The organism is Streptococcus fryi, from assembly GCF_053206505.1.
This window is the reverse complement of sequence record NZ_JBRUGW010000001.1, coordinates 1-22,846: the sequence shown is the minus strand read 5'-3', so window position 1 is coordinate 22,846 and position 22,846 is coordinate 1. Positions and strand designations below refer to the sequence as shown.

The 22,846-nt window shown below is 34.9% G+C and carries 21 protein-coding genes, 1 tRNA gene and 2 pseudogenes; 21 read left to right on the top strand and 3 right to left on the bottom strand.

What is annotated here, in order from left to right; translation table 11 throughout:
- Window positions 1-343 precede the first annotated feature (343 nt).
- Both ACVRZH_RS00120 and ACVRZH_RS00115 read left to right on the top strand, forming a co-directional pair.
- Window positions 344-970 carry a DUF4230 domain-containing protein gene (locus ACVRZH_RS00120; protein ID WP_447453309.1) on the top strand — a complete coding sequence of 209 codons (627 nt, stop codon included), beginning with the start codon at window positions 344-346 and terminating at the stop codon, window positions 968-970.
- An 87-nt stretch (window positions 971-1,057) separates the two neighbouring features.
- A tRNA-Arg gene (locus ACVRZH_RS00115) sits at window positions 1,058-1,131 on the top strand.
- A gap of 33 nt (window positions 1,132-1,164) precedes the next feature.
- Here ACVRZH_RS00115 and ACVRZH_RS00110 read toward each other — a convergent pair.
- Together ACVRZH_RS00110 and rlmH are read right to left on the bottom strand one after the other, a co-directional pair.
- Window positions 1,165-1,821, bottom strand: coding sequence for a YoaK family protein (locus tag ACVRZH_RS00110; protein ID WP_447453308.1), 657 nt, complete (start codon window positions 1,819-1,821; stop codon window positions 1,165-1,167).
- A gap of 33 nt (window positions 1,822-1,854) precedes the next feature.
- Complete coding sequence (rlmH, locus tag ACVRZH_RS00105) at window positions 1,855-2,334, bottom strand: 23S rRNA (pseudouridine(1915)-N(3))-methyltransferase RlmH (RefSeq protein WP_447453307.1); 480 nt, start codon at window positions 2,332-2,334, stop codon at window positions 1,855-1,857.
- A gap of 180 nt (window positions 2,335-2,514) precedes the next feature.
- Between rlmH and ACVRZH_RS00100 the strand changes: the two genes are divergently transcribed.
- The 18 genes from ACVRZH_RS00100 to ACVRZH_RS00015 all read left to right on the top strand — a co-directional run bounded on the left by ACVRZH_RS00100 (window position 2,515) and on the right by ACVRZH_RS00015 (window position 22,054).
- Window positions 2,515-3,738, top strand: a complete 1,224-nt coding sequence (locus ACVRZH_RS00100) for a S1C family serine protease (RefSeq protein WP_447453306.1) — start codon at window positions 2,515-2,517, stop codon at window positions 3,736-3,738.
- Window positions 3,739-3,826: 88 nt separating this feature from the next.
- Window positions 3,827-4,591 (top strand): ParB/RepB/Spo0J family partition protein, encoded by a 765-nt coding sequence (locus ACVRZH_RS00095; RefSeq protein WP_447453305.1) that lies wholly within the window; start codon window positions 3,827-3,829, stop codon window positions 4,589-4,591.
- Between the two features lie 202 nt (window positions 4,592-4,793).
- Window positions 4,794-6,140: a chromosomal replication initiator protein DnaA gene (gene dnaA / locus ACVRZH_RS00090; protein WP_447453304.1), complete on the top strand. Its 1,347-nt coding sequence runs from the start codon at window positions 4,794-4,796 to the stop codon at window positions 6,138-6,140.
- 155 nt (window positions 6,141-6,295) lie between these two features.
- The gene (gene dnaN / locus ACVRZH_RS00085) at window positions 6,296-7,432 is read left to right on the top strand and encodes a DNA polymerase III subunit beta (protein WP_447453303.1); all 1,137 of its coding nucleotides are present in this window, start codon (window positions 6,296-6,298) and stop codon (window positions 7,430-7,432) included.
- 58 nt (window positions 7,433-7,490) lie between these two features.
- Window positions 7,491-8,384, top strand: a complete 894-nt coding sequence (locus tag ACVRZH_RS00080; RefSeq protein ID WP_447453302.1) for a diacylglycerol/lipid kinase family protein — start codon at window positions 7,491-7,493, stop codon at window positions 8,382-8,384.
- Window positions 8,385-8,390: 6 nt separating this feature from the next.
- Entirely contained in the window at window positions 8,391-8,585 is a 195-nt protein-coding gene (locus ACVRZH_RS00075) for a DUF951 domain-containing protein (protein ID WP_447453427.1), read from the top strand.
- Between the two features lie 98 nt (window positions 8,586-8,683).
- Window positions 8,684-8,908 (top strand): helix-turn-helix domain-containing protein, encoded by a 225-nt coding sequence (locus ACVRZH_RS00070; RefSeq protein WP_447453301.1) that lies wholly within the window; start codon window positions 8,684-8,686, stop codon window positions 8,906-8,908.
- A gap of 256 nt (window positions 8,909-9,164) precedes the next feature.
- On the top strand, window positions 9,165-10,280 hold the full coding sequence (gene ychF / locus ACVRZH_RS00065; protein ID WP_447453300.1) for a redox-regulated ATPase YchF: 1,116 nt from the start codon (window positions 9,165-9,167) through the stop codon (window positions 10,278-10,280).
- Window positions 10,281-10,475: 195 nt separating this feature from the next.
- On the top strand, window positions 10,476-11,045 hold the full coding sequence (gene pth / locus ACVRZH_RS00060; protein WP_447453299.1) for an aminoacyl-tRNA hydrolase: 570 nt from the start codon (window positions 10,476-10,478) through the stop codon (window positions 11,043-11,045).
- Window positions 11,038-14,538, top strand: a complete 3,501-nt coding sequence (mfd, locus tag ACVRZH_RS00055; RefSeq protein WP_447453298.1) for a transcription-repair coupling factor — start codon at window positions 11,038-11,040, stop codon at window positions 14,536-14,538. Before pth ends, mfd begins: the two co-directional genes overlap by 8 nt.
- A gap of 84 nt (window positions 14,539-14,622) precedes the next feature.
- Complete coding sequence (locus ACVRZH_RS00050; protein WP_447453297.1) at window positions 14,623-14,895, top strand: RNA-binding S4 domain-containing protein; 273 nt, start codon at window positions 14,623-14,625, stop codon at window positions 14,893-14,895.
- Window positions 14,882-15,253 carry an FtsB family cell division protein gene (locus tag ACVRZH_RS00045; protein WP_447453296.1) on the top strand — a complete coding sequence of 124 codons (372 nt, stop codon included), beginning with the start codon at window positions 14,882-14,884 and terminating at the stop codon, window positions 15,251-15,253. Before ACVRZH_RS00050 ends, ACVRZH_RS00045 begins: the two co-directional genes overlap by 14 nt.
- A gap of 1 nt (window position 15,254) precedes the next feature.
- Window positions 15,255-15,392, top strand: coding sequence for an SP_0009 family protein (locus ACVRZH_RS00040; RefSeq protein ID WP_447453295.1), 138 nt, complete (start codon window positions 15,255-15,257; stop codon window positions 15,390-15,392).
- A gap of 3 nt (window positions 15,393-15,395) precedes the next feature.
- A complete protein-coding gene (locus ACVRZH_RS00035) occupies window positions 15,396-16,682 on the top strand; it encodes a serine hydrolase (RefSeq protein WP_447453294.1) in 1,287 nt (428 codons plus the stop codon).
- Window positions 16,679-17,950: a tRNA lysidine(34) synthetase TilS gene (gene tilS, locus ACVRZH_RS00030; RefSeq protein ID WP_447453426.1), complete on the top strand. Its 1,272-nt coding sequence runs from the start codon at window positions 16,679-16,681 to the stop codon at window positions 17,948-17,950. The genes ACVRZH_RS00035 and tilS overlap by 4 nt, the downstream gene beginning before the upstream one ends.
- A gap of 4 nt (window positions 17,951-17,954) precedes the next feature.
- A complete protein-coding gene (gene hpt / locus ACVRZH_RS00025; protein ID WP_447453293.1) occupies window positions 17,955-18,500 on the top strand; it encodes a hypoxanthine phosphoribosyltransferase in 546 nt (181 codons plus the stop codon).
- Window positions 18,501-18,518: 18 nt separating this feature from the next.
- Window positions 18,519-20,483 carry an ATP-dependent zinc metalloprotease FtsH gene (gene ftsH / locus ACVRZH_RS00020; protein WP_447453292.1) on the top strand — a complete coding sequence of 655 codons (1,965 nt, stop codon included), beginning with the start codon at window positions 18,519-18,521 and terminating at the stop codon, window positions 20,481-20,483.
- 179 nt (window positions 20,484-20,662) lie between these two features.
- On the top strand, window positions 20,663-22,054 hold the full coding sequence (locus ACVRZH_RS00015; protein WP_447453291.1) for an amino acid permease: 1,392 nt from the start codon (window positions 20,663-20,665) through the stop codon (window positions 22,052-22,054).
- A gap of 9 nt (window positions 22,055-22,063) precedes the next feature.
- Here the strand turns inward: ACVRZH_RS00015 and ACVRZH_RS00010 are convergent.
- Window positions 22,064-22,393 (bottom strand): annotated as a pseudogene (locus tag ACVRZH_RS00010) (IS30 family transposase); the annotation flags it as partial.
- Between the two features lie 113 nt (window positions 22,394-22,506).
- Between ACVRZH_RS00010 and ACVRZH_RS00005 the strand changes: the two are divergent.
- Window positions 22,507-22,846, top strand: a pseudogene (locus ACVRZH_RS00005) (transposase); the annotation flags it as partial.

Genomic DNA, 22,846 nt, shown 5'->3' with positions numbered 1-22,846 from the left:
ATATCAGAAATTTTAAGTTTGTCTACCCTTTTTTAAAAAAAAATAATTTTTTTTGAAAACTATCTGATGGCTAAATTTCAAGTTCAAGTTAGCCAGTCGGTAAATACTATTTCGAATATTTATCATCTAGGGCTTTCTTAAGATATATATTACAATTCTTTTAGTAATTATCTTAGTGATTAGATCACCAGCATCTGATAAATCCATTATGTCTTTTTCAACACTTCTTAATAAATTCTTATTTGATAACGATATAACATTTCATTTAAATTATTTTTTCAAAAATTGACATAATACTAATTTTTTAATATAATGATTTCAAAAAATATTATGAGGTCCTTTTATGCCTAAAAGTAAAAAAAGTTTTTTAAAAACAATATTTAGCTATAAAATCTACGCTTGGATTACAGCCTTAATTATATTACTATTTTTGTCCTCTTACCTTTATGGGTATTTCTCTGGAAAATCAAAACCAGTAGATAATGTTAGCATTGGTTCTACAGTTAAAAAGTTGGAAAAAGTTCAAGAAGTCACTTTTTTGAATATCGGTATACAAGAAGTTGTTTCTGATAGAAAGGTAACTAAAGTTTTAAAACAGACAATTGCTGAAAAAAAGGTGCTCATGGTTCTGAATTATAATCTCAAAGTAGGAATAACTTCACCTGTAAATATTAAAAAAATGGATGAAAAGCACTTTCAAATAGAAATTCCAAAATATGACATTATTGGTATGAGTATTCCTAATAAAAATAGTTATAAACTTTATGATAAAAGTGGAACATTATTAAGTTTTAATACTGAAGATATTGATACCGCAGAAGTTGCTGACAAAGCTAGATCTGATACTAAAAAACAAAAGAAATACATTAAAGAATATATTGATATCATCAATCAATCCGCCGAAAGTTACTACACCTCTATATTCAATGCTATTGATTCAGAAATTAAGTTAGACTTTGTTTTTCCATAATATAAGCTATTAACTTCTCTACTAAAATATCCTTCTACCATCTCTTGACATTTTTTGGCTTTTACGTTAGAATAAAACAGTCGAAGGGGTTCCATAGCTCAGCTGGATAGAGCATTCGCCTTCTAAGCGAACGGTCGCAGGTTCGAATCCTGCTGGAATCAAAAAAGTTGGGGTTTCCCAACTTTTTTTTGTTTTTAATGGTCTTGTTGTAAGATAACATAAAGCAGAATAAGTGGTAGCAACAGAAAATATAGACTATACTCATCAAAATTTTGAGATAAGATTGTCCCTAAAATAGCTCCAAAAATACAAGATAATAAGACAAGTAAAGTATAAAAAGAGTGTTTCAACAAGGTACTATCCTTTTCACACCACCCCTTTATGAAGTGATGTGCCATGTTTTTTACATTACCAGTCATCATAACACTAGCATAAGTCATATCTCTGACACGTTTAAAAGTATCCACCTTAATGGAAGCAAATAAGGCTAAACCTGCTAAAGTAAAGGAGGAGGGAAAATGTGGACTTAACGTAGCAATAATCAACATTAACACGATTAACACACCACTCACATAGATATGCCATCTATACCCCTTTGATTTAGCCCGTTGCCTCAAGGCATAACTAACAGCTTGACCAAGCATAAAAAATATTAAAGGGATTATATAAATTATAGACTTCTCAAACGCACCCTGTCCAATACTAATGGCTAATAATAATAAATTACCCGATTGAACGCCTGCAAAGCTCCCTTGTTGTGTAGTGTAAGTATAAGCATTCACGAAACCACTGATAAATGTTGCTATTGTAGCAACACGTAAACGCTCCATCATTTTATAAGATGGTTTCATCATCCCTCCTTATTGGTTTCACATGAAACATCCTTATTTATGATAAGGACTTCCTTGTTGAATCATAAACGAACGGTAAATCTGCTCAATCAATACCAATCTCATCAATTGGTGCGGAAGAGTTATTTTACCAAAACTTAGTAGCATATTAGACCTCTGTTTAACTGCCGGAGATAATCCTAAACTACCACCTATAATAAAGGTAATCTCTGAAAAACCTCTAATCGTCACATCAGCCATTGTTTGACTAAGTTCTTCTGATGACATCAGTTTCCCTTCAATAGCCAAAGCAATGACAAAGGAACGATCAGCAATCTTCTGTAAAATTTTCTGACCTTCTTTATCTAAGATAGCTTGATTCTCAGCTAAACTTGCAGAATCAGGTGTTTTTTCATCAGGTAATTCGACTATATCTAGTTTGGTAAAACGACTAAGCCGTTTTGTATATTCTAAAATCCCTTCTTTTAGGTATTTCTCTTTTAATTTCCCTACTGTGATAACTGTAATTTTCATATCAATATTATACCATAGTCAGAATAGAGTTACTTTTTTTCTTTTCCCCAGAGTTATCCACAGATGTGGATAACTTATTTAAAATACTGAAATTTTTAACTCCTTTTGTTATAATAGCTATAACAGTTAAGCTAAAATTAAGATTAATGAGCTAAACTAATATCACAAGGGAGGTAAACGATGAAAAAATTTCTCAAACTAATATCAATCTTTATAATCAGCATTCTGGGAGGTGCTATTGGTGCTATTAGTATTTTAAAATGGAATCTAATCAAACCTAATCAAGTGAGCACTGTACCTCAATCACACCTAACAGCAGTAGCAACAAACAATGAGACAAATACCACACATGCTGTCAAAGCTATTCAAAACGCTGTTGTTTCTGTTATCAATTATCAAAGGGTATCTAATACTAGTGAATTAGATAAATTTTATAGTCAGATATTTGGTGGAGAAGCAGCAACTATTTTTTCTGAATCCGATCAAGAAAATGAATTGGTGGTTGCAGGAGAAGGTTCTGGAGTCATTTATAAAAAAGAAAATGGTTCAGCATATCTGGTGACCAATAACCACGTTGTCGAAAACGCAGAAAAATTAGAAATTTTAATGGCTAATGGCAATAAGGTGGTTGGGGAACTCGTTGGTGCTGACGTTTACTCAGATTTAGCTGTCATTAAAATTCATGCAGATGGTATTGACACCGTAGGTCAATTTGCAGACTCATCTCACCTAAATATTGGCGAAGTAGCTATCGCAATCGGAAGCCCACTAGGATCAGAATATGCCAATTCTGTCACAGAAGGTATCGTATCAAGTTTGAGCCGAGTTGTTACATCAAAAAACGAAAGTGGACAAACGATTTCTACAAATGCCATCCAAACTGATGCAGCTATAAATCCTGGAAATTCTGGTGGTCCCCTCATTAATATTCAAGGTCAAATTATCGGTATCAATTCAAGTAAAATCACTATCACAAATGCTCCTGATAATAAGGTTGCTGTTGAAGGTATGGGATTTGCTATTCCATCAAATGATGTTGTTTCAATTATCAAACAATTAGAAGAAAAAGGAGCTGTTGAGAGACCAGCATTAGGCATATCTATGGCTAACCTCAATAAACTATCAACTGCTGCTTTAGAAGAACTACATTTACCAGCTGATATTATTAATGGTATTGTTATTCTATCCGTTGAAAAAGGCTTGCCAGCTGACGGTCAATTAGAAACCTACGATGTCATAACTGAAATTGATGATACCCGTATTGATGATTCCAGTGACTTACAAAGTATTCTTTATAAGCATCATATCGGTGATACAATCAAAGTAACCTTTTACAGAAATGGCCAAGAAAAAAGCGTTAATATCAAATTAACCAAAACAACTTTGGACTTAGCTTCAAACTAACACTAAAGCTCGTAGCATATTCAACATTAGGCAATAATACAACTAAGAGACAGGGACCTCGTCCCAGTCTCATTTTTTAGGAGGTCTTATGACTGAACAATTAGACTATATTAGGATTAAAGATATCGTTAAAAATCCTTATCAACCACGGCTTATCTTTAAACAAAATGAGTTGGAAGAATTAGCCCAATCCATCAAGGAAAACGGTTTGATTCAGCCTATTATCGTCAGAAAATCTGATATCATTGGTTATGAATTGATTGCTGGAGAAAGACGATTAAGAGCCAGTCAATTAGCTGGTTTGACCACAATTCCTGCTATTATTAAAAATATCAGTGCCGATGACAGTATGAAGCAAGCTATCATCGAAAACCTACAAAGACAAGATTTAAACCCCATTGAAGAAGCTAAAGCTTATCAGCAACTCATCATCAAAAAAGCAATGACACACGATGAAATTGCTAAAAGTATGGGGAAATCAAGACCTTATATCACTAATTCACTTCGCCTCCTTCAACTCCCTTCAGTCATCTTAGAAGGTATTGAAAAAGGAGATGTATCTCCTGGACACGCGCGCCTCTTGCTGAGTCTATCAGATGAACAAAAGCAAAAACAGTATTATCAGATGATTATCAGCGAAGGATTAAGCATCCGTCAACTCGAAAAAAAACTAACACCTAAACAAGCAAATCAAATCAAAAGAAATATCTTCGTAGAAGAATATGAGGAAAAAATAGCTCAGAGCTTAGGTTTAGAAGTCTCTATCACATCTAATAATCAAGGTAAAGGAAAAGTAACTATCTCTTTTGAGAACTTAGAAGATTTCAACAGAATTGTAGACAAATTATTATAGTCTTGTTGATATCTCATTTGTCATATTCACAGTTTTACACAGAAAAAATCTCTTTAAACAATAAGAGAGACACTATTTCAACAAGTTTTCCACAAATTGTGGAAAACTTGTTTTAACAATGTGGAATTCTTTTTTTGCTTGTGGAAAACTTTTGGTAATTATGATAAAATAAAGGGACTTAGACAACTAGTAGGAGGGAAAAATGGCTGAAAACATACAATTGTTCTGGCAAAGGGTTCTTGAATTAGCACAAGAAAAGCTAGCACAAACAGCTTATGATTTTTTTGTTGCTGATGCACAACTTATCAAAATTGAGGGACAAAAAGCCTATATCTTATTGGACAGTATGAAGATTAATTTCTGGAAAATGAACTTAACTGAAATTATCTTTGCAGCTGGCTGGGAATATCTCTCAACAACTATTGAAGCTGAATATCTCTCTGAGCTAGAACATTTCAACTCCGAAGCGACAGAATTGGTTAAACAAGAGCCTACTCTAAAAAAAGTTATACCAATCAATAGCAATTTAAATCCAAACTACCAATTTTCTAACTTCATACAAGGAGATGGGAATAAATGGGCTTTTTCAGCAGCACTAGCTGTAGCTGAGAGCCCAGGAATTGCTTATAACCCGCTGTTTATTTGGGGAGGTCCTGGACTTGGAAAGACACACCTTCTTAATGCCATCGGTAATAGCGTTCATAAAGAAAGGCCTGAAGCTAGAATAAAATACCTGACAGCTGAAGAATTTATAAATGAATTCGTCACACATATCAGATTAGGAACGATGAATGAACTTAAAGAAAAGTTTCGGACTTTAGACGTTCTTTTAATTGATGACGTTCAAATTTTGGCTAACAAGAACCTGTCGGTTACTCAGGTTGAATTTTTTAATACTTTTAATGAGCTACATGGAAATAGTAAGCAGATTGTTCTAACTAGTGATCGCCCACCAAAACAATTGAATGATTTAGAAGAAAGATTGGTATCACGATTTAGCTGGGGATTAACACAGGATATTACACCTCCAGATTATGAAACACGTATTGCGATTATTCAAGAAAAAATCCAACAGTATAGTTACACTTTCCCAATAGAAACTATTGAATACCTAGCAGGGCAATTTGATTCCAATGTCCGCGAATTAGAAGGAGCTTTAAAAAACATTAGCTTGATAGCCAATGTCAAAAAAGTAGATATTATAAGCGTTGACTTAGTCAATGAAGCTATCAGATCAATTAACTACACCAAATCAACTATATCGGTGATTTCAATCGAGTCAATCCAAGAAAATGTGGCTAAATTTTATGGTATAACAGTCAAGGAGATCCAAGGAACAAAACGTGTCCAAAATATTGCGTTAGCTCGACAAATCGCTGTCTTTCTATCACGTGAATTAACTGACTTTAGTTTACCCAAAATAGGAAAAGAATTTGGTGGGAGAGACCACTCAACTATCCTACATGCCTATAATAAAATAAAAGATATGATTACAACAGATGAAAATCTCAGAATCGAAATTGAGACCATCAAAAAGAAACTAAAATAGTAACCTGTGTATAAATCAACCTTTTTTCAAAAGTTATCCACAGGTTATAAACAAGCTTCACTTCTGATGAAATCTAAATGAAGAAGACTTTTCCACTATATCAACAAGACCTACTACTATTACTAATTATAATACTTATAAAATAAGGAGTATCCATGATCAAATTTTCAATTAATAAAACAGCTTTTATGCAAGCTTTAACGGCAACTAAAAGAGCTATTAGCAGTAAAAATGCCATTCCAATCTTATCTAGCCTCAAAATAGAAGTAACTTCCGAAGGTATCACTTTAACAGGGTCTAATGGACAAATTACAATTGAGAATACTATTCCAACAAATAACGTTAATGCTGGGTTATTAATCACTTCAACAGGAGCAATTTTGCTAGAAGCTAATTTCTTTATTAATGTTATCTCAAGCCTTCCTGATATTATTGTTGACTTTGAAGAAATTGCTCAACAACAAGTCGTTTTACGAAGTGGTAAATCAGAAATCACTTTAAAAGGTAAATCTGTTGAAAATTACCCTCACATACAAGAAGTATCAACAGACTCACCCTTAGTTTTAGAAACAAAATTATTAAAATCCATTATTAGTGAAACGGCATTTGCGGCTAGCTTACAAGAAAGTCGTCCTATCTTGACAGGTGTTCACCTTGTACTGAGTCAGCATAATCATTTCAAAGCTGTGGCAACAGATTCACATCGTATGAGTCAGCGTCAGTTGGTACTTGAAAAACCAACAGATAATTTCGATGTAGTTATTCCAAGTAAGTCACTTAAAGAATTTGTATCTGTTTTTTCAGATGATGTCAAAACAGTTGAAGTTTTTTTCTCATCTAGTCAAATGCTATTTAGAAGTGAGCATATTAGCTTCTATACTCGTTTGTTAGAGGGAACTTATCCTGATACTGATCGTTTGTTGACCAACCAATTTGAAACGGAAGTGACCTTTAATACAGCTAATTTAAGAAACGCTATGGAGAGAGCATTTTTGATTTCTAATGCAACCCAAAGTGGTACCGTCAAACTTGAAATAACAGGGGATACTGTAACAGCTCATGTTAATTCTCCAGAAGTCGGTAAGGTTAATGAAGAATTAGATGTTGAAATGGTATCAGGTTCAGAATTAACTATCAGCTTCAATCCTGTTTATCTAATTGATGCTCTCAAGGCGATAAAATATGAGAAAGTACTTATCCGTTTCATTTCACCAGTTCGCCCATTCACTCTAACACCAGTCTCAGAAAATCAGGATTTTGTGCAATTAATTACCCCTGTCAGAACAAACTAAAACTAAAGATAATGTCAGAAGCTTGAAAAGATTTTTTTGAGCTTCTTTTTGTTATAATATGCTTATGATATTATTTATTCTTGCAAATCCTTCCTCGGGTCATGGTCAGGCGAAAAAGGTAATTGAAAAGATAAAAAAAGATTATCCAGAGATTGCTGTCAGAGTTTTTATGACTAAATATGCAGGTGATGAACTAAATCAAGTTTCCCAAGTCTTGACAGAATATAATACTGGTGACCGTTTATTGATTTTAGGTGGCGATGGTAGCCTTTCTAAGTTATTAAAAGAACTGCCACCTCATATTCCCTTTGCTTATTATCCGACGGGCTCTGGGAATGATTTTGCACGGTCTATAGCTATTAAACGTATTGATGAGGTCATGGAGGCTCTGATTAGTGACGAGAAGCAGCCTATTACCCTTTTGACCTATAAAGATGGTGTTGTGGTTAATAGTCTTGATTTTGGTTTTGTTGCGCGTGTGATTGCTTATTCTGAAAATTCATGGTTAAAAAACCATTTAAAAAAACTTGGATTAGGGCAACTGTCTTACATTGTCTATGCTGTTAAAACATTATTTACCAACCAAGCTGTCCAGTTATTAGTGACTAATGAAACTAAAGCACTAACATTAAGTAACCTTTTCTTTATCACCTTTGCTAATAATAGGTACTTTGGTGGTGGGATTATGATTTGGCCAACATCCAGTATCTTTACAAGGGCCTTTGATGTGGTCTATATTGAGCGTAAAGGGCTATTGCACAATACCTTATCACTCTTAGATTTGCTTTTTAAAAGGCATTTATCCTCACCGCGTATCCAGCATTTTAGTGCTGAAAAACTCAAAATAAAAGTCATTAAGACTGATTTTTCGCAGGTGGATGGAGAAGTGATTAATCTAGAAGAAACCATTTTAGAAGGACAGGAACGCTATATGTATTTATCAAAGGAGTGATATATGATGTATGAATTGGGGTCTATGGTGGAGATGAAAAAACCACATGCCTGTATGATTAAGGAAACAGGTAAAAAGGCAAATAAATGGGAAATTGTCAGAATTGGTGCAGATATTAAGATACGCTGTACCAATTGTGATCATATTGTCATGATGGGGCGCTATGACTTTAATCGAAAACTCAAAAAAGTCATGACGTGACATGATGCAACTCTTAGTTGACAGATTTCGCGTGATTAGTGCTAGTGTTTATGGCTTAGATATCTTATAGTTATGGTAAACGATATTGGAGGACTATTATGATACAGTTAGGTGAGCAGATAAAAAAACTAAGACAACGTGATGGCCTCTCACAAGAGGAGCTATCTAATCGCTTGTTTATTTCCCTTCAAGCCATTTCTAAGTGGGAAAAAGGCGAAAGTATACCTGATCTAGACCATATTATCCAGTTGTCCGAAATTTTTGATGTGTCACTGGACTATCTTATTCTAGCCAAGGAAAACCTCAGAATCTCAAGAAGATGATGATTTCCTTGAATGTCATCACTCAACAACTGTTTGGGAGTTTTTGGAGAATAATTGGTGATTACTTCCAGCACTTATTCCTTGGTTAATGCTACTCAAAGATTTGTTTTAATGTTTATCTCTCATTGTTATGATGAGAGATTTTTTATCGCATAAAATTCTATGTTTTATAATTAGAGTTCTTTTATACTCCCATTTCGGAGTGTTTTTTGCTATAATAGTCATGATTGAATATTTTGAATGGAGATAATAACATATGGCTTTGACAGCTGGTATTGTTGGTTTGCCAAACGTTGGAAAATCAACCCTTTTTAATGCAATTACAAAAGCAGGAGCAGAAGCTGCGAACTATCCTTTTGCTACAATTGACCCTAATGTTGGTATGGTGGAAGTTCCAGATGAACGTTTACAGAAGTTGACAGAACTGATTACACCAAAGAAAACAGTTCCTACGACATTTGAGTTTACAGATATTGCTGGAATTGTCAAGGGCGCGTCAAGAGGTGAAGGTTTAGGGAATAAATTCTTGGCTAATATCCGTGAAGTTGACGCTATTGTCCATGTTGTACGTGCCTTTGATGATGAAAATGTCATGCGTGAACAAGGCCGTGAATCTGACTTCGTTGATCCTATTGCTGATATTGAAACAATCAATCTAGAACTTATCTTGGCTGACCTAGAGTCCATTAACAAACGCTATGCACGTGTTGAAAAAATGGCGCGTACTCAAAAGGATAAGGACTCGATTGCTGAGTTTGCAGTTCTCGAAAAAATCAAACCAGTTCTTGAAGATGGTTTATCAGCAAGAACGGTAGAGTTTACAGAAGAGGAACAACGTATTGTCAAGGGCTTGTTCTTATTGACAACAAAACCAGTGCTATACGTTGCTAATGTTGACGAAGATAAGGTAGCAGATCCTGATGCAATTGATTATGTTCAACAAATCCGAGAGTTTGCAGCGACTGAGAATGCTGAGGTTGTTGTGATTTCTGCGCGTGCTGAAGAAGAGATTTCAGAGTTAGACGATGACGATAAGGCAGAATTTTTGGAAGCTATCGGCTTGACAGAGTCAGGAGTTGACAAATTGACACGTGCAGCTTATCATTTGCTTGGTTTGGGAACTTACTTTACAGCAGGTGAAAAGGAAGTTCGTGCTTGGACATTTAAACGTGGTATCAAGGCTCCTCAAGCAGCGGGGATTATTCACTCAGATTTTGAAAAAGGATTTATTCGAGCAGTTACCATGTCCTATGATGATTTGATGCATTATGGCAGTGAAAAAGCTGTTAAGGAAGCTGGTCGTCTTAGAGAAGAAGGAAAAGAATACATCGTTCAAGATGGTGATATTATGGAATTCCGTTTTAATGTCTAGTAATTATAAAAAAAGATGATGTAGTAAGTACGATCAACATCTTAACTTATTTAGTAATAGCTGTTTATCGCAGTAGTTGACTAGATTTGTCAACCTTGCGGGGGTAGGATGATAAGATTGATTTCTGTGAAGTCAAGAGTATTAACCTACACCCCTTTTGGCGTTTACAGCAATATTTAGAAAGGAAGTTTTTGTATGGTTAAACTGATTGTGGGTTTAGGCAATGTCGGCAGTAAATATCATGAAACCAAGCATAATATTGGTTTTATGGCAGTTGATAAAATGGCAAAAGAACTGGACATTACGTTTACAGAAGATAAAACATTTAAGGCATTCATTGCCTCAACATTTTTAAACGGTGAGAAGGTTTACTTAGTTAAACCAACGACCTATATGAACAATAGTGGTATTGCAGTAAGAGCCTTACTTGCATTTTATAATATTGCTATTGAAGACTTGCTAGTGATTTATGATGACTTGGATATGGAAGTTGGTAAAATACGTTTCAGACAAAAAGGATCCTCAGGTGGTCATAATGGTATCAAATCAATTATTTCTCATATAGGGACTCAAGAATTTGATCGTTTGAAAATCGGAATAGGGCGTCCTAAACCCAATATGACGGTTATTAACCATGTCATGAGTCGCTTTGAAGGTGATGATTTGATAACAGTGTTGAATACTATTGATAAGGTTGACAAAGCTGTCAATTATCATCTTAGTGTCAATGATTTTGAAAAGACAATGAGAGCTTACAATGGCTAAACAAGACCTACTACACCTATTTGCAAAGAACAAGCAACTAACTAAATGGCTAGATAATCTCGATACAGGGAGACAACTTGTCATGGGGTTTTCTGGAGCCAGTAAAGCATTGGCTATTGCCAGTGCTTTTGCTACTTATGGTAACAAAATCGTTACTGTTACAGCTACCCATTCAGAAGCAGAACGTCTAGTATCTGATTTAACAGCATTATTAGATGAGGATAAGGTATTTCATTTCTTTACAGATGATATAGCAGCTACAGAATTTGTTTTCTCGTCTCTAGAGAGAGCTAGTACTCGTTTGGAAGCTATGAACTTTTTAAAAAATACATCTGAAACTGGTATTCTAGTGACAAGCATTGCTGGCATGCGGGTATTACTACCGAATCCTGAAATTTACCAATCTCTTAACATGAATTTACATATAGGTGATGAGATTGATGTTGTTGGATTGGATAAACAATTGACGAATATGGGCTATAAGAAAGTTAATCAAGTTATTAGTCCTGCTGAGTTTAGTAGACGGGGAGATATTCTAGATTTTTATAGTTTATCTCACCAATCTCCTGTTAGAATAGAATTTTTTGGTGATGAGATTGACAGTATTCGTTTCTTTGATAGTGAAACACAAACCTCCATTAAGTCATTGGAAAAAGTAGAACTTGGACCTGTAGATGATATTATCTTAACTTCTGAAGATTTTGAACGAGCCGTTATTGCTCTTGAAAAACATGTGTCAACCTCAGAAGGTCTTCAAAAAGATTATCTTGAAGAGGTATTAAGTGTGACAAAAGATGGTCACAAACATGCTAATATAAGGCGCTTCCTATCTCTTTTTTATGATAAGACATTTACACTGTTAGATTATATACCTGAAAAGACACCAATCTTTTTTGATGATTTCCCAAAAATCATTGATCGTAATAGTAAATTCGATTTAGATATCGCTCAATTATTGACAGATGATTTACAAAAGGGACAATCTATCGCCAGTTTGACTTACTTTGTAGATTCGTATCGCGCCTTACGTAACCATCTGCCTGCAACCATGTTTTCGAATTTTCATAAAGGGTTAGGTAATCTAAAATTTAGTGGCTTTTATCAATTTAACCAGTATCCAATGCAGGAGTTTTTCAATCAATTCCCTCTCCTCGTTGATGAAATCAATCGTTACCAAAAACAGAAGGCAACAGTTATTCTGCAGTGTGATTCTGAACAATCTTTAGAACGTTTACAGAAAAATTTACAAGACTATCAATTAGATTTACAAATTGTTGACAAAAATCATATTCAGTCTGGTCAAGCACAACTGGTTGTCTCTGAACTATCACAAGGCTTTTACTTTTCAGATGAGCGGCTTGTTCTGATTACTGAAAGAGAAATTTATCATAAGAAAATCAAACGTCGTATTCGTCGTCAAAACCTGACAAATGCTGAACGTTTAAAAGATTATAATGAGCTAGCTGTAGGTGATTACGTTGTTCATCACGTTCATGGTATTGGTAAGTTTTTAGGTATTGAAACTATTGAATTAAAAGGTATTCATCGGGATTACCTGACCATTCAATACGATAATTCAGATCGTATTTCCATCCCAGTTGAACAGATTGAGGTTTTGTCCAAATACATGGCTAGTGATGGAAAGGCTCCTAAAGTTAATAAACTTAATGACGGACGTTTCCAAAAGGCCAAACAAAAAGTAGTTAAACAGGTCGAGGACATAGCTGATGATTTGATTAAGCTTTATGCTGAACGCAGCCAACTTAAAGGGTTTGCATTTTCACCAGATGATACCAATCAAGAAGAATTTGATAATGATTTTGCCTATGCTGAAACAGATGATCAATTACGCTCTATTAACGAAATCAAGGCTGATATGGAGTCTGATAAACCAATGGACAGGTTATTGGTTGGTGATGTTGGTTTTGGTAAGACAGAAGTTGCTATGAGAGCTGCTTTTAAAGCTGTAAATGATGGTAAGCAAGTAGCAATTCTTGTTCCAACGACAGTTCTTGCTCAACAACACTATGATAATTTTAGGGCTAGGTTTGAAAATTTTGCAGTGACTGTCGATGTTTTAAGTCGTTTTAGAACAAAGGCTGAGCAAGCAAAGACTCTAGAAGACTTGAAAAAAGGAAGAGTTGACATCATTGTTGGAACCCATAGACTGCTATCCAAGGATGTTGTTTTTCAAGATTTAGGTTTAATTGTCATTGATGAAGAACAACGTTTCGGTGTCAAGCATAAGGAGACTCTAAAAGAATTGAAGAAAAAAGTTGATGTACTGACGTTGACAGCAACACCTATTCCAAGAACTCTCCATATGTCCATGTTGGGAATCAGAGATTTGTCAGTTATTGAAACACCTCCTATCAATCGTTTTCCAGTACAAACCTATGTTATAGAAACAAATCCTGGTCTTATTCGTGAAGCCATTAGTCGTGAGTTAGATAGGGGTGGTCAGGTATATTACATTTACAATAAAGTTGACACTATTGACAATAAAGTGGCAGAATTGAATGAGTTGGTTCCAGAGGCTCGCATTGGTTTTGTACATGGTCAGATGAGTGAAATCCAGTTAGAAAATACATTGTTTGACTTCATCAATGGTGAATATGATATTCTAGTTGCGACAACGATTATTGAAATTGGTGTTGATATAGCAAATGCAAACACCATGTTTATTGAAAATGCAGATCACATGGGATTGTCAACCTTATATCAACTTCGTGGTCGTGTAGGACGTAGTAATCGTATCGCTTATGCTTATCTTATGTATAAACCTGATAAGGTATTAACTGAGGTGTCAGAAAAACGTTTGAATGCTATAAAAGGGTTTACAGAATTGGGTAGCGGCTTTAAAATTGCAATGCAGGACTTATCAATCCGGGGTGCTGGTAATATTTTAGGTGCTTCTCAAAGTGGCTTTATTGATTCTGTTGGTTTTGAACTGTATTCTCAATTACTTGAACAGGCGATTGCAGAAAAACAAGGTAAATCACAAGCACGTCACAAAGGTAATGCAGAACTCCATCTTCAGATTGATGCTTATTTACCGTCTGATTATATTGCCGATGAACGTCAAAAAATTGCTATTTACAAACGTATTCGTGAATTAGAAAGTGTAGCTGATTATGAGGAACTTCAAGATGAACTGATTGATCGCTTTGGGGAATATCCTGATCAAGTAGCTTATCTGTTGGAAATAGGACTTGTCAAAGCTTTTATGGACAAGGCTTTTGTTGCTATGGTTGACAGAAAAAATGATAAGTTGACAGTATCATTTGAATCAGTATCTAGAAACTATTACTTGACACAGGACTATTTTGAAGCTCTATCAAAGACACAACTCAAGGCTAGCATTTCAGAAAATGATGGTAAAATTGATATTACATTTACCATAAAAGGATTAAAAGATTACCAGATTATTGAGGAATTACGCGTTTTTGGTGAAGCTCTTTCGTATATTCGGGATAGAAAGACTAATTCGTAAGGTTACAGTTTCAAGTCAAAACCTTCTTCAATATGATTTTTCATCCAAAACATGATAAAATAAGAGCATTGAGGTAAAGACAAAATGAGATTAGACAAGTATTTAAAGGTATCACGTATTATCAAGCGTCGTACTGTGGCTAAGGAAGTTGCAGATAAGGGACGTATTAAAGTGAATGGTGTTTTAGCTAAGTCATCAACAGTTCTAAAAATCAATGATGAAATTGACATTCAATTCGGTCATAAATTACTGACGGTTAAGGTCTTAGATATGTTAGATAGCACCAAAAAAGAAGATGCTGTTAAGATGTATGAGATTATCAGTGAAAAAAGGATAGAGTTAGATGAAAAAGCCTAGTGTTGTCCAATTGAATAATGATTATATCAAAAATGAAAACACAAAAAGACGCTATCAAGCTCAAGAAGTTAGAAAGAAAAATCGTTTTCTGGGTTGGATTTTGATTTTAGTCACGCTTTTCTTTATTTTACCAGCTTATAATTTGGTTTCAAGCTATGTTGCATTTGAAGAACAAAAAGCGCAGATTATGGAATTGAAAAAAGAATACCAATCTCTCAAAGAGGAAACTAAAGAGCAACAAGAGCTGGCAGAGAGACTTCAAGATCCTGAGTATATTGAAAAATATGCCAGAGCTAAATATTATTACTCACTCGAAGGGGAAGTTATCTATTCTTCACCTGAACTATTACCAAAATAATATGGACGATTTGATTAAAGTTATACAAACCTTTTTAAATTATTCTGATGAAAAGTTAGAAGAATTATCTGAAAAAAATAAGGCATTGAAACTATTGTCTAAACATGACATTAAACACATTGATGAAAGGAGGCGCTAAAAAATGAAAAAGCTATTGGCTATGCTATTAGTTCCCATTTTTTTGACGCCTACAACAATTATCAGCACTGAGTTGGAGCCTAATATTGAACCCGGTGATTTAAAGGAATTAACCCATACGGTTGCAGATCAGTTAAGCTATTATCATTACCTACCCAAAAATCCAGTGTTACTAAATGATGTGTTGGTCTTTAAAGATCCCGAATTACTTGAAGCAGGATCCATTCTAAAAAAAGAGTCGGATATTAAAATTAGTTCACTATTCTTGAATAATGAGGGTTATCCTGTTTTTAAATTAGCAAATGAGCAGTTTATCATAGCAAGTCGTGATCTCATTTACGATGACATTGTATTAGAGGAGTCATCAGTTGATCAATCTTATTTTGCGACTGACGGTGTTGTAACCTACCAAAGTCCTTATACCAAAGGGGCGAAACGTTCGAACAAACCTATTTCAGCATTTGAACAGATAAAAGTCACGAAAAAAGCACTCACTAAAGATGGGTATTATTATGAAATTGATGGGTATGGCTGGATCTCGGAGAGATTTTTAACGACCAGTGACATCAGAATGCAGAAAGTTCAAAAATTACTACTTGATAAGTATTCAAAAGATACTCTATCTGTTTATGTTAAATCGCTGACTACTCAAGAAGTAGCTGAAATAAATGCTGACAAGGTTGTTTATGCGGCTAGTGTGACGAAATTAGGGACTCTGTACTATGCTCAAAAACAATTGGATTTAGGTCGTTATCAATTATCTCAACCTTTGAAATATGTTGAAGCAGTATTGGATTATGAAGGTGCTTATGACACTCAAGGGAGTGGTAGCATGAGTAAGAGTCATGACGATAAAGATTATAGTGTGGAGCATATTTTAAAAGCTATTGCCAAAGAATCTGATAATGCAGCAAGTAACATTGCAGGCTACTATTTAGCTGATCAATTTGATAAAGCATTCTACAAGGAAATAGATAGTATTGTTGGTCAACGATGGGATATGGCAACTAGAGAAGCTTCAGCTAAAATGGCAGGTCGATTGATGGAAGCTATTTATGAGCAAGATGGAGACATCATCACTTATTTATCTGAAACACAGTTTGATGGTGAACGTATTTCAAAAGATATTCCAGTACAAGTTGCTCACAAAATTGGTGATGCCTATGATTTTAGACATGATGTAGCTATAATCTATACTGATGAACCTTTTATTTTATCGATTTTTACAGAAAATATGAGCTATGATGATATTACATCAATTGCTAATGATATTTATAATATTTTAAAATAATGTACCAAGATATTTTGAAGCATGTTATCCAAAAAGGATACTTTAATACTCACAAAAAAGTTTTAGTTGCTGTATCAGGTGGAGTAGATTCAATGAATTTACTGCACTTTTTACATTCTTATCAAGATAAACTAAAGATTGATATTGGTATTGTTCATATCAATCACAAACAACGTTTAGCTTCGGAGGAGGAAGAAAATTATTTAAAAAACTGGGCTTTAAGGCATAATCTCCCTTTCTTTGTTGATTATTTTCAGGGTGATTTTTCAGAAGAAAAGGCAAGGACATTTAGGTACAGTGTTTTTAGGAAAATCATGAAGGAAAAAGGCTATACAGCTTTAGTGACAGCACATCATGCTGATGACAATCACGAAACTATTTTGATGCGTTTAATCAGAGGTAGTCGCTTAAGACACCTTGTAGGTATTTCAGAAGTATCTACTCTTCCAGAGGGTGAACTTATCAGACCACTCTTATCGTTTAAAAAGGCTGACTTACCTACCCCTTTTCATTTCGAAGATGAAACCAATAGCGGACTGGATTATTTGAGAAACCGTATTAGACACCACTATATGCCACTATTAAAACAAGAGAATCCTCAATTTGCTACTCATTTGCAATATTTATCAGAAGAAGTTAGCATAATGATGGCTGCCCTGTCGGATTTGACAAAAGATCTGACTGTTGAGGATAGACGGTGTTTTTCAAATTTGTCACTACCCATTCAAACAGTATTATTACAGCAATATTTGCAACAATTTCCTGATTTACAATTATCAAAGTCACAATTTAATCAACTATTGAATGTCATGGTAACCAAAACCAATGCAGAATACTATATCAAAGCAGGTTATTGGCTTGTATTAACACCTCATCAAGTAGCGATTTCTAAAATCATTCCAAAGACCGATAGTAAGCCTACTAAAAAAGTGTTAGACTATGGTAGCAAAGTAGCCTTCAATGGTTTCAATTTTGCTTTTCAATCAGTCGATATTTTGAATTCAGGTATTCCAGTTTTTAACCTTTCACCTATAATATTACGTCATCGGCAGTCGGGAGATAAAATAAAATTAGGTCATCATACTAAGAAATTAAGACGTTTATTTATTGATGATAAGATCAGTCTTGAAGATCGTAGGAGTGCTATCGTTGGTGAGCAAGAGGGAGAGATTATTTTTGTGATCACAAGTGATAAAACTTATTTGAGAAAATCATCTAAAAATGTTACAATAAAGGCTAAATTGTATATTCAAAAAGAAATAGGGTGATATGATGTTAGAAAAAGATATTGAAAAAATCTTATACTCTGAAGAAGATATTGTTGCCAAGGCTAAAGAGTTAGGCGCACAACTAACTAAAGACTATGCCGATAAGAATCCTCTTTTAGTTGGTGTTTTAAAAGGATCTTTCCCATTTATGGCTGAGTTAATCAAATACATTGATGCACATATAGAATTGGATTTTATGGTAGTATCAAGTTATCATGGTGGAACCTCAAGCAGTGGAGAAGTTAAAATTTTAAAAGATGTTGATACCAAAATCGAAGGCCGACATATTCTTTTTATTGAGGATATTATTGATACAGGTCGTACCTTGAAATATCTTCGTGATATGTTTGAGTATCGCCAAGCAGCATCAATCAAAATTGCCACTTTATTTGACAAGCCAGAAGGTCGTGAAGTTGACATCAGTGCAGATTATGTTTGTTACAATGTTCCAAATGAATTTATCGTCGGCTTTGGCTTAGATTATGCAGAAAATTACCGAAATCTTCCTTACGTAGGTGTCCTGAAGGAAGAAATCTATAAAAAAAATTAGAAAGATTATTCCTAGTTTATGAAATATAATAAAAACAATGGGCTAATTAAAAACTCCTTTGTTTATATATTAATTATTGTATCAGTCATTATGGCTGTACAATTTTATATGAGTGGTTCTGGTAATCAGAGCCAAAAAATTAGCTATTCTTCATTAGTGACCCAGATTGAAGAAGGAAAAGTAAAATCTCTGACCTACCAACCTAGTGGTAGTATTATATCTGTTAAGGGTGAGTATGAAAAAGCCCAAAAAGTTAAATTGTCATCCGACTTCAGCTTTTTAGGGACCATTTCAACAGAGGTTACTGAATTTGAATCAACGCTTTTACCTAGTGATTCTTCTTTAAAAGTTTTAGAAGAGTTATCCAAAAAATCAGGCACTGAGATTAAAGTGATTCCTGAGAGCTCTAGCGGTGCTTGGTTCTCGGTTATCATGAGTATCTTACCATTAGGTATTATGATTTTCTTCTTTACGATGCTAATGAATCAAGGAGGAGGTCGTGGTGGTAACCCGATGACCTTTGGTCGTAACAAAGCTCGTACTGCTAAAAAAGGAGATGTCAAAGTACGTTTCTCTGATGTTGCAGGTGCTGAGGAAGAAAAACAAGAATTAGTAGAAGTTGTTGATTTCTTAAAAGATCCTAAAAAATATAAGGCACTTGGTGCCAGAATTCCTGCTGGTGTTTTATTAGAAGGGCCTCCAGGTACAGGTAAAACACTTCTTGCTAAAGCTGTAGCTGGTGAGGCAGGTGTACCTTTCTTCAGTATTTCAGGTTCAGATTTTGTTGAAATGTTTGTAGGTGTAGGTGCTAGCCGTGTTCGCTCCCTATTTGAAGATGCCAAAAAAGCAGAACGTGCAATCATCTTTATCGATGAAATTGATGCTGTTGGTCGTCGTCGTGGTGCTGGCATGGGCGGAGGTAATGATGAACGCGAACAAACCTTAAACCAATTATTGATTGAAATGGATGGTTTTGAAGGTAATGAGAGTATCATTGTTATTGCTGCTACTAACCGTAGTGATGTTCTTGATCCAGCTCTTCTTCGCCCAGGTCGCTTTGACCGTAAGGTATTAGTTGGTCGTCCTGATGTGAAAGGACGCGAGGCTATTTTACATGTACATGCTAAAAATAAACCTTTAGCAGATGATGTCGATTTAAAAGTTGTTGCTCAACAAACACCAGGTTTTGTTGGTGCTGACCTTGAGAATGTGCTAAATGAAGCTGCTTTAGTTGCAGCACGTCGCAATAAAACTAAGATTGATGCTAGCGATATTGATGAAGCAGAAGACCGTGTAATTGCAGGACCATCTAAAAAGGATAGAACTATTTCAGAACGCGAACGCCAACTTGTTGCTTATCATGAAGCAGGTCATACAATTGTAGGTCTTGTTCTTTCAAGTGCACGAGATGTCCACAAGGTAACAATTGTACCACGTGGACGAGCTGGTGGTTACATGATTTCTCTTCCAAAAGAAGACCAAATGTTGCTATCTAAAGATGAGCTTAAAGAACAGCTTGCAGGATTGATGGGTGGTCGTGTTGCAGAGGAAATTATTTTTAATGTGCAAACGACAGGTGCTTCAAATGACTTTGAACAAGCTAGTGCCATGGCGCGTGCTATGGTGACAGAATATGGAATGAGTGAAAAACTTGGTCCAGTCCAATACGCTGGTAATCATGCCATGATGCCTGGTCAGATTAGCCCAGAAAAATCTTATTCAGAAGAAACAGCTTTAATGATTGATGATGAAGTACGTCATTTATTAAATGAGGCACGAAATAAAGCTGCGGAAATTATTAATGAAAACCGTGACAAACATAAGTTAATTGCTGAAGCACTCTTGAAGTATGAAACACTTGATGCTGCCCAAATCAAATCTTTATATGAGACCGGTCAGATGCCTTCAGATACCTCAGATGATAATGAGCAGTCTTATGCTATGTCATATGATGAAATCAAAGAAAAAATGAGTCATTCATAAGTTAACAAATGGCCCCTGATAGTTTACTCTATCAGGGTTTTTGATATAAAAAATTACAGAAAAAATAAGTTGTAGTATATTTACAATAACTTTGACCTATGTTAGAATAGATTATTACTTTTTCTAAAAAACCAGGAAAGGTAGTATGATAAATACCTAATTAGTAGGGAGGGAAAATAATGTCTATTTTTCGAAGAAAAGAAATTGAGCAAGAAAAAACAGAAATGAAAAGGCATTTAGGTTTAATTGACTTAGTGTTCTTAGGGCTAGGCTCAATTATAGGGACTGGTATTTTCACCATAACTGGTATTGGTGCTGCTAAATACGCAGGTCCAGCTCTAGTTATTTCTATTATCTTAGCAGCTATTGCAGTGGGTATATCAGCTCTTATTTTTGCTGAATTTGCCTCACGAGTACCATCAAGTGGAGGAGCCTACAGCTATCTCTATACAACATTAGGAGAATTTCCAGCTTGGATGACAGGTTGGTACACTATTTTAGTATTCCTTATGGCAATTTCAAGTGTAGCATCTGGATGGTCAAGTTATTTAAAGGGTCTTCTGCTAAATTATGGCATATCTCTTCCGAAAGCATTAAATGGTACATTAAATGTATCAAATGGTACATATATTGACCTATTACCTGTATTAGTTCTTGTATCTGTAACGTCTATCGTCTTATTGAATTCAAAGTACGCTTTGAAATTTAATAGCAGTTTAGTTGTATTAAAATTTTCAGCTTTGATTTTATTTTTAGTGATAGGTGTTTTTAAAATTAATAGTGACAACTGGGTACCGTTTGCACCTTATGGATTTGGAAATGCCCTAGGGGGTCAAAATGGTATAATGGCGGGAGCATCTTTGATGTTATTTGCTTTTTTAGGCTATGAAGCTATTCCTACAGCAATTGAAGAAACTAAAAATCCTCAAAAAAACATACCAAGAGGTATTGTTTTGTCATTAGCTACTGCGACAATTTTTTACGTCGCTATAACCCTAGTATTAACTGGTTTAGTTCCATATACTGAATTAAATGTTCCAGACGCAGTTGCTTTTGCACTTAGACAAGTTGGTGCTACCTGGGCGGCTAATTACATTTCAATAGTGGCGATACTAACATTAATAACAGTATGTATCTCTATGACCTATGCCTTAGCAAGAACAATATACAGCATAAGTAGAGATGGTTTATTGCCAAAATCTTTAGGAACTGTATCAGCAAAAACAAAGGTTCCTAAAAATGCTACTCTATTTACCGGTTTCTTTGCTATGATTTTTGCCGGTTTAGTACCGTTGGAAACAATAGCAGAATTTGTTAACATCTCTACATTTAGTTATTTGATTTTATTAGCAATAGGACTTCTCAAACTTCGTAAAGATTTTGGTTTACCAGGAGAACAAGAATTCAGAGTTCCTCTAGTTCCAATCTTACCATTATTATCCATTTTTATTTGCATCATCATGATAAGTCAAAACAAACCATTCACATGGCTTATTTTTGGTATTGCTACAGTTATTGGTATTATTATCTACTTCGCATATGGTAAAAAAAATTCAGCTTTAGAAAAATAATCTAAATTGTCAAATTAAGCTAGACTTTTTCAAGTAACTCAGAAAAACTTGGTATGGTGTTTGATAATTCAAGGATTTTCTAGGAATTCTATTCCTTTTATCAGCTATAGCTGATAAAAACTGCTGAGAAATATCAGTAAAGTCCATCTGTTTCGGAAGTCCATTCTGCCGTAATAAGCCATTTGAATGCTCATTGAGACCTCGTTGACCAGGACAACCTGGTTCGGCAAAGAAAATATCAATGTCATGTGCATTCGAAATAGACTCCCAATTAGAAAATTGTTTCCCACAATCAAAGGTTATCGACTTAAAGAGATGATCTGGGAATTGAGACAGCCATGCTGGCTTATTCTAAGAATGATATTCGGAGAATCATTTACTTTCTGACCGAGGGAGTTGTTAAGAACAGGATGTTCTGTTCAGTCTGCTTTAGAATACTATTTTAAAACTAAATAATTATATTGTTACTTCAAGCTGAGTTAGGAATAACCTCTCAACGCCGTTTCTATAGAATCTGTCACCTTTTCTTTGGTGGAAACTTACTGGAGAGAAGTCGCTTTAATAGACGGACACGACAGCTTATTGGGGGGGGGCAACTCATTCATCAAGCGTTGAATAAGCCAATCTCATAAGATACCATTGTGATCATGGACAGTTTTCCTCTTCCTTTGTGCCAACCTATTCGCAATCACAAAGCGAAGGTTTTCAAAGGTTTAGCTGATATTGGCTACAATGCCTCTAAACACTTATGGTTCTATGGGTTTAAAGTTCATATGCTGGTCACATTATCGG